10 protein-coding genes are annotated in these 13,010 nt (G+C 57.4%); 5 read left to right on the top strand and 5 right to left on the bottom strand.

Annotated features, from left to right (window positions below):
- Window positions 1-34 precede the first annotated feature (34 nt).
- From H2O17_RS02515 to H2O17_RS02505, 3 genes are read right to left on the bottom strand one after another with little or no spacing between them, the layout of a single operon-like run.
- Window positions 35-2,158 (bottom strand): dipeptide ABC transporter ATP-binding protein, encoded by a 2,124-nt coding sequence (locus tag H2O17_RS02515; protein WP_182050189.1) that lies wholly within the window; start codon window positions 2,156-2,158, stop codon window positions 35-37.
- Window positions 2,155-3,174, bottom strand: coding sequence for an ABC transporter permease (locus H2O17_RS02510; protein ID WP_182050188.1), 1,020 nt, complete (start codon window positions 3,172-3,174; stop codon window positions 2,155-2,157). The genes H2O17_RS02515 and H2O17_RS02510 overlap by 4 nt, the downstream gene beginning before the upstream one ends.
- 1 nt (window position 3,175) lies before the next feature.
- Window positions 3,176-4,120 carry an ABC transporter permease gene (locus tag H2O17_RS02505; protein ID WP_246311309.1) on the bottom strand — a complete coding sequence of 315 codons (945 nt, stop codon included), beginning with the start codon at window positions 4,118-4,120 and terminating at the stop codon, window positions 3,176-3,178.
- Window positions 4,121-4,616: 496 nt separating this feature from the next.
- Here H2O17_RS02505 and lipB point away from each other — a divergent pair, with 496 nt between their 5' ends.
- Window positions 4,617-5,294 carry a lipoyl(octanoyl) transferase LipB gene (lipB, locus tag H2O17_RS02500; protein ID WP_220456808.1) on the top strand — a complete coding sequence of 226 codons (678 nt, stop codon included), beginning with the start codon at window positions 4,617-4,619 and terminating at the stop codon, window positions 5,292-5,294.
- Window positions 5,295-5,300: 6 nt separating this feature from the next.
- Complete coding sequence (gene lipA / locus H2O17_RS02495; RefSeq protein WP_182050186.1) at window positions 5,301-6,326, top strand: lipoyl synthase; 1,026 nt, start codon at window positions 5,301-5,303, stop codon at window positions 6,324-6,326.
- A 64-nt stretch (window positions 6,327-6,390) separates the two neighbouring features.
- On the opposite strand, the gene H2O17_RS02490 is transcribed toward lipA, so the two are convergent.
- Window positions 6,391-8,013, bottom strand: a complete 1,623-nt coding sequence (locus H2O17_RS02490) for a class I adenylate-forming enzyme family protein (protein ID WP_182050185.1) — start codon at window positions 8,011-8,013, stop codon at window positions 6,391-6,393.
- A complete protein-coding gene (locus H2O17_RS02485; protein WP_182050184.1) occupies window positions 8,006-9,286 on the bottom strand; it encodes a M18 family aminopeptidase in 1,281 nt (426 codons plus the stop codon). Before H2O17_RS02485 ends, H2O17_RS02490 begins: the two co-directional genes overlap by 8 nt.
- 335 nt (window positions 9,287-9,621) lie before the next feature.
- On the opposite strand from H2O17_RS02485, the gene H2O17_RS02480 reads away from it, so the two are divergent.
- From H2O17_RS02480 to H2O17_RS02470, 3 genes are all read left to right on the top strand, one after another.
- Entirely contained in the window at window positions 9,622-11,538 is a 1,917-nt protein-coding gene (locus tag H2O17_RS02480) for a potassium transporter Kup (protein WP_182050913.1), read from the top strand.
- Window positions 11,539-11,764: 226 nt separating this feature from the next.
- A complete protein-coding gene (locus tag H2O17_RS02475; protein ID WP_220456807.1) occupies window positions 11,765-12,187 on the top strand; it encodes a PadR family transcriptional regulator in 423 nt (140 codons plus the stop codon).
- A complete protein-coding gene (locus tag H2O17_RS02470; protein WP_182050183.1) occupies window positions 12,180-13,010 on the top strand; it encodes a DUF5808 domain-containing protein in 831 nt (276 codons plus the stop codon). Before H2O17_RS02475 ends, H2O17_RS02470 begins: the two co-directional genes overlap by 8 nt.

Below are 13,010 nucleotides of genomic sequence, written 5' to 3'. Positions count from 1 at the left end.
CCCAGCGCCTATCAGCATCGGCCTCGTGAGGTTTCTAGCGGTAGTGGCACGCGTTCGCATGATCCAGCTCGTCGTGCTTCGACACGAGCGCTGGCGTGACGTCGTTGCACTTCCGGCGCTGCTCTTCCGAGAGCATCTGGTATAGCGGGCAACGGCTCCGGAACGCACATCCAGGCAAATCGTCCGTTGGGCTTGGAAGATCTCCCACCAGAATGGTCCGCTTCCTATTGCGCTCAATATCGGGGTCCGGAATCGGGACAGCCGAGAGCAACGCCTGCGTATAGGGGTGCTCAGGATTGCTGAACACTTCCGCTACTGTTCCGGTCTCCACAAACTTGCCGAGGTACATGACGGCAACCCGGTCAGCAATGTGGTGAATGACGGAAAGATCATGCGCCACGAACAGGTAGGAAAGCCCAAGTTTCAGCTTGAGTTCGTCAAGCAGGTTAATAACGTCTGCCTGAATCGAAACGTCAAGAGCGGAAACGGGTTCATCTAAAACGATAATCTCAGGGTTGGTCGCCAGAGCACGGGCCAAACCAATGCGCTGACGCTGCCCACCGGAGAACGCTCCCGGGAACCGATCCATCTGTTCGGGCTTTAAGCCCACCGTATCCATGAGTTCGCGTACTCGTGGAGTAACGTCGCCATCCATGCCGAAAGCGGTCAACGGCTCAGCAATAATATCGCGGACCGTCATACGCGGGTCCAGAGCACCCATCGGGTCTTGGAACACCATCTGAATGTTACGGCGCTTCTGGCGTCGTTCGCGGCTATGGAGTGTGGTTACATCAGTCCCGCCGAGAATAATCTCGCCGGTCAAATCCTTACCTGCTCCCAGATCCATGACCTCAAGCAGCGTGGTGGACTTACCTGAACCGGACTCACCCACGATCGCGAGCGTCTCACCCTTGCGAAGTTCGAAGCTAATCCCGTTGACGGCATACACCGAACCAACGCGACGCTTCATGATCGACCCCTTCATGAGCGGGAACGTCTTTACTAGGTTATTGACCTTAAGTACAACGGGACGATCTTCACGGGCCATACCGGCAAGTGAATCCTCAGGACGCTCCGGCACCGGGAAAAGATCGTGACCGTCAATCTGGCCATCCTTAATCTCACCTGTACGAATGCACGCAGCCGAATGAATGAAGACCTGATTTTCGTGCGCACTGAGCGCGGTTCCTTCAACGACGACGCTATCTGCAATTGCTCGTCCTGAACCGACAGCTACAAGCTGCGGCTCCTTGACACGACAAGCATCAATGGCGATCGGGCAACGTTCGTTGAATGGGCAAACATCCGGAAAATCAATGACCGTAGGTGGATTGCCGTGAATCGGAACGAGCGGATCTTCACGCTTGCGGTCCGCACGCGGAATCGAACCAAGAAGACCGATCGTGTACGGCATGTGAGGCTCGTGGAAGATTTCATCCACGGAACCAGTCTCAACTGGCTTACCTGCGTACATGACGACGACGTCATCGGCAGTCCCGGCGACTACGCCCATATCGTGCGTAATCATGATGACGCCAGCGCCGGTTTCCTCTTGTGCCTTTGCAATGACCTCAAGAATCTGAGCCTGAATGGTCACATCGAGAGCCGTAGTTGGTTCGTCAGCGATGAGTACGCGTGGGTTGTTAGCAATTGCCTGCGCAATGACTACACGCTGGCGCATACCACCAGAAAACTCATGTGGGAATGCCTTGACGCGACGTTGCGGATTTGGAATACCGACTAAGTCCAAGAGCTCTACTGCGCGGGCTAGCGCCGCTTTGTCCGAGATCCTCTTGTCGTGAGCTTGAAGAGCTTCCACAAGTTGCGTGCCAATGTCGAATACCGGAGTGAGGGCCGAAAGCGGATCTTGGAAGATCATCCCAATGTCCTTGCCGCGGTACTCCGACATCTCCTCATCGGTGAGGCCCAAGAGTTCCTGGTTTCCCAGCTTAACTGAGCCGCTTATCGAAGAGTACTGCGGAAGCAGGCCCATGACGGCAAGAGAGGTTACCGACTTGCCGGATCCAGACTCGCCCACGATGCCAAGAGTCTTGTGTGGCATGAGGTCAAAGTTGACACCACGAACGGCGTCAACACGTCCCGCTTCCGAAGGGAAAGAAACGGTCAGATCTCTAACTGAAAGAATAGGATCGGTCATGCGCGGCCTCCAGCCGACGAGTTCGGGTCGAGTGCGTCGCGAAGACCGTCAGAAATAAGTGCGACGGAAATCGTCAGAAGCATAAGCGCACCTGCTGGGAACCAGAATGTCCAGGTAGCCGACCGGATTGAATTAGCACCGACCGTCAAGAGGTTGCCGAGCGAGACATCCGGGAGTTTGACGCCAAGTCCAAGGAAGGACAAGGACGTCTCACTCATAACTGTTGAGACAATGCCCAACGTAAAGTTGATGATCAGCAGGGAACCAATGTTCGGAACTAAATGGCGGGCAATGATGCGGGGGCTAGAAACGCCCATATAACGCGCGGCAGAGACATACTCGCGTTCTCGAATTGAGATGGCGAGAGACCAAATCACTCGCGCTGGATACATCCAGCCGAACAGGGTTAGGACGACCATCAGGACGATCCAGTTGCCGCCAGATCCCGAAACCATCAAAGCGATGAGGAGGAAGGACGGAACCAGGAGCATAAAGTGGATAACGGCCAAGATAACCTTTTCCACATTGCCACCAAAGAATGCGGCTCCAGCACCGATGAATGCTGAAAGAAGCATCGTGGCTGCCGAGACCACGACGGCAATGATCATCGACCGGCCCAGACCATGCGAGACCTGCGCGAATAGGTCGTTCCCAGCGCCTGTTGTGCCAAACCAATGCACTGCCGACGGTGGTTGGGAAATCGCTAGGAAGTCGGGAGTCTGGTAGTCCCACGGGGTAATGTACTGGCCGAAAATGGCAAAGAGCGCAAGGATCACGAATACGATCAGTCCGGCTACCGCCGTGTTATTGCGCATAAAACGTCTGCGGTAGAGCGCCATCTTGGACAGGTTCTTCGGAGGAGTATCAACTTCAGGACTCTTCAGTGCGGGCGTCTTCTGCGAAGTAGCATCCTTCCCACCTTGAGCCAGAGCGGTGGTGGTGCCAGACTCTTCGAGATTATCCATGACTGGCTCGTTCAGAGCTGCTTCTTTCATTCTGTCGCGATTGTCAGTCATTTCAGCTCACCCTCACTCGCGGATCCAGCGCTACGACGAAGATATCGGATAAGATCGCGCCAATCGCAGTCAGAACTGCCGTGAAGGCAGCAGTGGCCACAACACCATGTATGTCGTTTCGAGAAATCGTCTGGACCAAGTATTCGCCCATTCCATGCCATGCGTAGATGTTCTCGGTCATGACTGCTCCGGTGAACACGCCTGGAACGGAAAACGCAACCGAGGTTGCCACCGGAATTATCGAGGTGCGCAGCGCGTGCTTACGAATTGCTGCGTGGCGTGTAAGGCCCTTAGCGCGAGCAGTGCGGACGTAGTCCATTTCAATGTTGTCCAGAAGCAGCGATCGCTGGGTCATGTGATAGCTGGCGTAGGAAATGAAGACCAGAGAAATCGTGGGCAACGTGAGCCGTTGCAGCAGATTCAGAAGCGCCGGGAAGAAGCCTGTGATTGTATCGTCAGCGCCTCCGGTTACGAAGAACACCTGAGTGCCAGCGAGCGAGTTGATCTTGATGGCTGCGAGCACAAGCACGAGTGAGGCCACGACAGTGTGGGTGTTCATGGCAACAACTGAAATGCCCTGCCATAGACGATCCGCACGCTGGTACTGCCGTGATGCTGTATACACACCAATCGCAACACCGATAACCACAGAAAGAACGGTTGCACCAAGTACGAGCTCAGCAGAAACCCACATGCGATGGCTGATTTCCGCATTCACGTTGCCAGTACCGTAGAAGCCTTGGCCCCAATCCCAATGAAAGAGAATATTGGTTAGCCACGTCCACCAGCGGCTGAGAATTGGTTCTTCTGGACTCAAGTTCATCGGCTCGAGAGCCGCAATGATCTGTGATTCAGGAAGCGGTGGGCGCCTACCGAGATAATTGGCACGTGGGTCCAAGAAGATGTTGGCAAGGAAGTACGTCATGTTGGTTGCGAGGAAAACCATCACAAACCAGCTTGCCGCTCTTCTCATTAGGTATCTAACCACGAAGTGGCCTTCCAATTGTTCGAAGACCGAAGCCCTTGGAATGGCGGGACAACGGCCCTTCTGCTAGATGCATGTATGGTACGTGCTTGTTGCAACCAGACTTCGCAGGTGCAGTAGCACGCGCCTTCAGGTAACAAACTCAGATGCTCCACGAATGAAGCGCGGTGGCGCGCCCTCAAGCATTTGATCATTCTATCCACATTCGGCAGGACCAACGAAACAGCCCAATCCACAATGCGGTCGCCAGAATTCCGCGTAAGAGCGGCAAAAGGTGGCCAAATCCCGACGCTTCGTAATATGGCTAGTACCTCACATCAAGGCAGCCTGCCCGCGCTCTAGCAAGTTCTACATAGCAGAAAGTGGCAGTTCTCCTCCCTGCGTTTGCCCCCCAGAAGTCTGTGAAAACCACCCGTCCAGTTGCACACCATGTGGCCTGCTCGCGTAAGCTCAAGCTGTGGACATAGCCGATTTCTTGGACCAAGGTCCTATGGACTACATGGTCGTAGACTCCCATCAACGTGACCTACACGATCGTGTGGCGGCGCAAACCGCCCCGGACACGTTCATTGTGTGGGAAGCCAAAGATACGTATACGGCGGGCCGGCGCACCAAACCCGCCGACATCCCTAACAAGGAGATCCCCGTCATACAGATGGACCGCGGTGGCTCGGTCACATATCACGGGCCCGGTCAGCTGGTCATCTACCCCATAATCAAGGTGCGGGCGCCACGCGATGTGGTCGCTTTTGTCCGGGCAGTTGAGCGCGCCATCATTGCAGCGCTAGATGAGGCCTGGGAGATCGATTCATGCCAAGTTGAAGGGCGGTCAGGCGTCTGGATCTGCCGCCCCGGCGTCGAAGATAGAAAGATTTGCGCGATTGGCATCAAATTTGCCGACGACGCCACAATGCACGGCTTAGCTTTCAACGTATCTACGGATCTGGCCAAGTTTGGTCAGATTGTGCCCTGTGGTTTGGACGACGCCGGCGTAACGTCACTGCACGAACTCGGCGTCACCGCATCGCTTGAAGAGGCGGCGGCTGCACTCCTGCCGCACCTCGAATCAGAGCTGGGCCGCTTCGCTAACCGCGCCACCGCACCTATCTCCCGCATCCCGACACACACAAAGTGAGGAATCATGAGTCCACTAGCTCCTGAAGGCCGCAAGCTGCTGCGAGTCGAAGCACGCAATGCTCAGACCCCCATTGAGAAGAAGCCGGAGTGGATTCGCACTACGGCAGTTGTGGGCGAAGAGTATTCAGATATGCGTTCGCTGGTTCATGGTTCGTCTCTTCACACTGTGTGTGAAGAGGCTGGGTGCCCAAATATCTATGAATGTTGGGAAGACCGGGAGGCGACGTTCCTCGTGGGCGGCGATCAGTGCACGCGGCGCTGCGATTTCTGCCAGATTGCCACTGGCCGCCCCACGTCCCTAGATCGTGATGAGCCGCGCCGGGTGGCCGAATCAGTACAGCAGCTCGGCCTGCGATATGCCACAGTTACGGGCGTGGCTCGCGATGATCTGCCCGACGGAGCTTCGTGGATTTATGCAGAGACGTGCCGTCAGATCCGTAAGCTGTGCCCGGGAACGGGAGTGGAGCTCTTGGTGGATGACTTCCAAGGGAACCTTGCCGCGCTCAAGCAAGTGTTTGAATCGCGCCCTGAGGTATTCGCACACAACGTTGAAACCGTGCCGCGTATCTTTAAGAAGATTCGCCCGGCCTTCCGGTACGAACGGTCACTGGACATCCTCGCGATGGCTTCCGAGGAAGGTCTCATTACAAAGTCCAACCTGATCCTTGGTATGGGCGAAACTCGTGAAGAGATTGAGCAGGCCATGGTGGATCTGCATGAGAACTCGTGTGATCTCCTCACAATCACCCAATACCTGCGCCCTTCTCCCCTGCACCACCCCATCGATCGCTGGGTCAAGCCTCAGGAGTTCGTGGATCTCAAGGAACTGGGTGAAAAGATCGGGTTTGCAGGGATCATGGCCGGGCCACTGGTGCGCTCCTCTTACCGGGCCGGGCGCTTGTACGGCATGGCCATGGCCAAGAAGGGATGGGAGATTCCCGCCAACTTGGCGCACTTGGCCGAACCCAAGGCCGCGCGCCAGGAGGCCAACTCATTGATTGCAGCACACCCGCAGTTCGCGGCGCTCTAGCCATCACTTGGGCGCTACAGCACGTCGAGCCGCGTTACAGCAGGTCGAGACGCGTCACCACGCGTCACGCTGGTGATTGCGCATCAGGTGAGTCGGGATGTTGCCACAGCTGGCGTCGCACCGCACCGCGGTCAACCTTGCCTGAGCTCGTGAATGGGATCTCCTTGACCACTGCAAGCTCACGCGGCATCTTGTATCGCGCTAACACTTGCCCCGCAAAGGCCTGCAAATCCACCAACGTTGGCTCACTGGCGCCTTCATCCACAGCGATGGCAGCTACCACGCGTTCACCCCATACCTCATCGGGAACACCGCACACCACTACGTCGCTGATCCCCGGGTACTGGCGTAGGACCTCTTCGATCTCAGAGGGGAACACCCCCTCACCACCGGTCATAATCCGCTCAGAGAGCCTTCCGACGATGGAGAGGAATCCTGCAGCGTCCATGGTGCAGAGGTCGCCCGTGCGCAACCATCCCTTGTCGAATGCGGCGGCTGTGTAATCATCCCCGTGCCAGAATCCATGAGTGACCGATGGCCCGCGCACTACAAGTTCGCCCGGCACTCCTACAGCCACATCAGTGAGGGTTCCCGGATCAACTACCCGAGCCTCAATGTTGCTAAACGGCCGCCCAATCGAACCCGGATGGGAAGCACAGTGTTCGAAAGGCAGATAGGAACCGGAAGCCGAGGTCTCCGTCATTCCCCACACATTGATGGGCCGCAATCCCAGGGCTGCCAGCGAACCGAGGAGCGGGGCGGGCACTTGAGACCCGCCCACTAACGGCAAGCGCCACGAGCTCAGATCCCGCGTAGCGATGTCGGGCTGCGCAAGCAGTGCCCCGTACATCGTGGGCACGCCAAACATAATGTTGATGCGCTTCTCCTCGATGAGCCGCAGCACTTCTGCCGGATGAAAGTAGCGGGAGACAACAACGTGGCCGCCGTTTGAGAACAAGTCCAGCGTTGTCCCGTTGAAGCCACCGATATGCGAAAGCGGTGCTGCCGCCAACACACTTTCATCGCTTCGATACTCGAATCCACTCCGGAAGTTCTGAGAACCCCACCATAGGTTGGCATGTGTCAACTCGACGGCCTTTGGCGTACCTGAACTGCCCGATGTAAACAGAATCGCTGCAAGCCCCTCAGGGTATTCCCGTCCGCCCAACTCATCGTGGCCAGAAGGCTCACTATCGGCGATAAATGATCCATCGAATGGCGACATGGCGGCAGAGAGCGCCAAGTACCCGTTCTGGAGGCCAGGTGAAAGCGGGCCTGCGCTGACGTCGTCGTCAATCACAAAATGCAGCAGTGTGCCGGTGGATGTGAAAGAACCTCGCGCCGCAATCTCCGGTTCGCAGATAAGCGCACGCGGGGAACAGAAGTCCACGAGGTTCTGCAGTTCGAACTGCGTAAGGCGGAATGAGACTGGCACAAACACGGCACCCAGCCGTGCACAGGCCACAAACGCGAGCAGATGATAGGGAGAGTTCCGGGCGGCCATGAGCACCCGATCGCCCTCTGTGACGCCAGCCTGGGCAAAAAGCTGAGCAAGCTTGCGCGTGGCAACTGCGGCTTCAGCCACCGTCATCGTCTGATCCCCATACGTGAGAGATGAGCGATCAGGATGCGCAAAGGCGGCACGGTCCAAGGCATGTGCCGCGTTAAAGATCGGATGCTTAGGCAACAGACCAGTACCCCTTCAGGATCTCGGCCAACTCCCAATCATCACGGATAGAGGATAGTTCGCGGGCCGAATGCATAGACAACAGTGGAACGCCAACGTCTACCGTTTCAATACCAAGTCGCGTGGCAGTGAGCGGGCCAATCGTGGTACCGCAGCTGACAGCGTTGTTGGATACGAACTCCTGGGTGGAAAGGCCTGCGGCGAATGCTGCGCGCAGCCAGAGCGCCTGCCCGTGCGCATCGGTGGCGTAGCGCTGATTCGCATTGATCTTGAGCATTGGCCCGTTGCCCATCACCGGGTGTTGGTCAGGATCGTGGTATTCCGGGTAGTTCGGGTTGATGGAGTGGCCGGCATCCGCGCTCACGCACGATGAACGGGCAAGCATTTGGAAGTACTGCTCTTGGGTGGCGCCAAGTGCCAGTGCTGTGCGCTTCAGGGTGGTCTCAAGGATCGGGCCGCATGCGCCGGTGGTGGTGGAAGAGCCGATTTCCTCGTGATCGAAGGCGGAGAACACGGCAACCTCGGTGGGTTCAGCGGCAATGAACGCGGTGAGCGAAGCGTGCACCGAGACGAGGTTGTCCTGGCGCCCTGAAGCGAAGAACTCATCAGAGATGATTTGGGGCGGCTGCGTATCGTAAGCGAAAAGGTCCATTCCGGCGATTTCGTCAGCAGGCACCTCCGCGCGTTCCGCGAGGAACTCGAAAAGATCCTTCTCTCCCAAAGCCCACAATGGGTGGAGGTGAGTTTGCGGGTTGAGTTTGAGTTCCTTGTTGGCTGCGCGGTCTAGGTGCGGTGCCAACTGGGGAATAACCATGATGGCGCCAGTAGTGACGAGGTGCTCCTCACCGTCTACCGTGACGATTCGCCCAGCCAAGCCTAGTTCACGGTTGAGCCACGAGTTGTACAGCAGGCCGCCATAGGTTTCCACGTTGATCTGCGCGAACCCGCTGTGTACGGAGTTGGGTGAGGGCTTGACTTTGAAGCTGGGTGAATCGGTGTGCGATCCGACAATGGCAAATGCGTTGTGCGGCCCGGCGCCTTCCGGCACGCGCCAAGCCATCACGGCCCCGCCGCGAACCAAGTAGTGGCCGCCGGGTGTGGCGCTCCACTCTTCGTCTTCCATCTGTTGGGAGAATCCAGCCTTATCCAGCCTGCAGGCAATCTGCCGGGCCGCGTGGTAAGAAGAGGGTGATGCGCTTATGAAGTCCGCCAAGTCATGGGCGTATTCGAGCTGTGTGTTCGGCGTGTTGTCGGCCTGCTGTGTGCTCTGCATAGTCACCAAGTGTAGACGTGGCTTCTGAACCCCGAGCACCGAACCGGGCGCCTTTCCGGCAGATGTGGATTCAGAGTGCCGAGAAGCCGGCAGTGTAACCCCATAAAGAGTTGCCCTATTCGGGACCTATTGGCACAGTTTCCCTCCAGACGTAGAGTTGCCTCACAAAGCCGGATCTTCAGCTTGTGATTCCGCTCAAACGAGCATGCAAAGTGGCGTGTTTTCGCCACTTTCTCCCACATCAACATGTGGTCTCTATCACTGGTCTTGTTCGTCACTTCGCCGCGATGTTGACGTCTGCAAGTATAGGAGTAGTGTTACCGGCCGTGGCTCAAATGATTGCCGCGGGAGCGCCTTCGCGCACTGCACATGGGCACGCCAGTACGCCCGTCCTCGGACTGGCCGCACTGGGCGTGGTTTTTGGTGATATTGGAACCAGCCCCCTATACGTCATGCGAACCGTCTTCACACTTGGCGACGGCGCAATTGCCCTCACGAACGAGGACATCGTAGGTGTGGTTTCCTGCATCATCTGGATCCTTCTTATCATCGTAACTTTCAAGTACGTGGGTTTTGTTCTTCGAGCTGATCACGACGGCGTCGGCGGAATCCTCGCACTCTCCACTTTGGTTCGGCGGTTCCTTAAGCCGAACACTCGATCTACCGCGGCCGTGGCAGCCCTCGGCGCGTTTGGTGCGGCTCTCTTTTTTGGCGATTCTGTTATCACGCCCGCCATCTCTGTGATGTCTTCGGTGGAGGGCCTCAAGGTCGCATTCCCAACCATGCCGAACATTGTGGTGCCGGTTTCCTTGGTGATTCTTGCAGCGCTGTTCTATATCCAGCGGATAGGCACGGCCGGGATCGGAAGAGTCTTTGGCCCAGTCATGTTGGCATGGTTCCTGGCCTTGGCCGCCATGGGCATCCCCCATGTGGTGAGCCACCCTGGAATCCTCCTAGCACTCTCTCCCATTGAGGCAATGGAGTTTGTGAGCCACCATCCGGGTACCGCATTCATTGCTCTGGGCGCCATCGTGCTGGCAGTAAGCGGTGCGGAAGCGCTATACGCGGACGTCTCCCACTTTGGGCGCCAGCCGATTCAAGCCACGTGGATTGTGGTGGTATTGCCCGCGCTGATCCTCAATTACTTGGGTCAGGGTGCTCTGCTCATCGTCAACCCGGAAGCGCTTGCTAATCCCTTCTTTATGCTGGTCACTTCAGGGTTGACTGTCCCGCTAGTGGTACTCGCCACGTTGGCAACCCTCATTGCATCCCAAGCCGTCATTTCTGGTGCGTACTCCAATGCGCGCCAAGCCACTCGCCTGGGCTATCTCCCACACATGAAGATGGTTCACACTTCGCCTTCTGCCTCTGGACAGATCTATGTGCCAGCGGTCAACGGCCTGTTGTTCTGTGCGGTGGCGTTGGTGGTGGTGGTGTTTGGCGGATCGGAACATCTTTCTGCCGCCTATGGCCTCGCGATCAGCATGGACTTCGTGATCACCAGTACCCTCATGCTGATCCTGACTCGGACCGGCTGGAAGTGGCCGCTGTGGAAGTCTGCCTTGTTTTGGGTTGGATTGAGCCTTGTGGAATGGCCGATCCTTGCAGCCAACATCACCAAGCTTGTGACAGGCGGTTGGCTTCCACTCTCCATTGCGCTGGTCATGTTCTTTGTGATGCGAACCTGGCATCGCGGTGAGCAGCTGGTGTGGAAAGCTCGCACTGAGCGGGAAGGTTCGCTGGTTGACTTCCTCGCCGATCTGGAGAAGCATCCCGTCAGGCGTATTCCCGGCACAGCCATCTATCCGCACTCGATGATTTCGACCACCCCGGTCTCCCTCAAACTCAACACAGAGATCAACCGCACTCTGCACGACCATGTGGTGATTGTGTCCATCAAGTCTCTTCCCACGCCGTACGCCCCCAAGTGTGATCGCGTCAGCTTTGACAAGCTGGACACCACCATTCCCGGCATCATCCATGTGACCATCAAGTACGGCTTTATGGATCGCCGCAATCTGGAGACGGCACTGCTTGAGAGCAAGGACGACCTCGGCTGGCGGACGTGGAATCTAGACAAAGCGTGGTTCATGCTTTCGCATCTCAACGTGCTCAATGGGCCAGAACCCTCAATGATGTGGTTCCGCAAGCGAGTATTCATTTGGCTGACCCGCGTGAGTGCCTCGCCGCCGTGGACGATGCTGCTGCCTTGCGCACGCACCACTGAGATCTCAACGCGCTTGACGATCTAGGTAGAAACCCGCCCCTTGTTCATGGGGCGGGTTTTTCGTTGATGGATCGCGTTAATGGTGTGCGCTCATGGTTTGTGTTGGTGATGTGCGCTGGAGATGTGCGCTGGTGGCTTCCGGGCGGGTTTTCCAGGGCAAGCCTTCAATCCGCGCATGTTCGGACGGTTCGACGACGACGTCGTCGACCAAATGTATGTATTGCCAGCTACTATGCAATACACGTATATTGGTGATACATAAACAAGCGGCAATCGGCCATGGCCACAGGGTCCGCGCCCACAACGCACTCCGGTGCACCCATCGAGATCAGGCAGGAATGATGGCCGACGAGGCAACGCAGCTACGCAAAGGAGTATTGGAACTTGCGATCCTTCGCTTGCTCAAGAGTCAGGAGCTGTACGGCGCCCAAATCGTGGCAAAGCTAAGTGAGTTCCCCGGGCTCAACTCCTCAGCAGGAACCATCTATCCGATTCTGACTAGACTCACCAAGGCCGGATCGCTCAGCGCCTCGTGGCGAGAATCGCCGGTCGGACCCCCTCGCAAGTACTACGCCATCACCGCCGATGGCCTCGCTTCTCTCACCAGCCAAACTGCCGCTTGGCACACCTTGACACTCGCACTCGATTCTCTTCTGGGAGCACACCATGCCTGATGCATTGGACCACGAACTCTACTTAGCTGAACTCGCTCATGAGTTGGAGAAGCTGTCGCTTACTGCCTCTCAACGCGAGGAAATGGTGCAGGAAGTGGCAACCATGCTCAGCGATGGCACGCCAATACGGTCTTTAGGGAGCGCGTCCGATCTGGCACGAGCTCTGGAGTCAGAAATCGATGCTGCCCTTCCAGAAAACCCTGAACTCAGCTTCGACTTCTCAGGTTTGTTCAGCTCGGATGCTCGCGAGCGCCTGTGGAACCCCGAGGATCCCCGCATCTTCGTGCCACGCGTGATGGGAGCCGGGTTTGATATTAATGCGGGTGCGCTGGCGGTCAGGCTGGGTTTGCTGCATCCAGATGATCTGGATGCAGAGGTAGTGGCCGCGATCCCTACGTGGCTCTCCACAGCTCTCCTCGCTGTGCCCGCAGGCCTTGCGGCGGCTAACGCTTTGACAGTCGTGGGAACTCTGCGCAGCGGGAAGCGTCTAGCGCGCAACGTGGCGCTGAGCGGGCGCATCACACCCAGCACCTCGCGGTTCGGGGCAATACCAACCGTAGCTTTGCCCGCCGCAGTGGCGGGATGGGTCATCGGCGCACGGGGCGGCAAGCGGGACGGAATCATCCGGGCGGCGCTAGGCATCTCAATCAACGGTGCTGTGCTGGGCTCATCGCTCATCTCGCTTCTTGCCACCAATGGGCGGGTTAAGCCGTGGGTGGCCATTGCCAGCGGACTGCTCCCGCTGGCAACACAACCGATTGTGCTTGTGGGCGCGGCACGGCTGGGACGAGCTCGCGTCGCGCGCCCGCAGAAAGGGGCATGA

The sequence above is a fragment of the Changpingibacter yushuensis genome (genome assembly GCF_014041995.1).
In the GTDB taxonomy this organism is placed as follows: domain Bacteria; phylum Actinomycetota; class Actinomycetes; order Actinomycetales; family Actinomycetaceae; genus Changpingibacter; species Changpingibacter yushuensis.
This window is presented reverse-complemented; position numbering and strand designations above follow the sequence as displayed.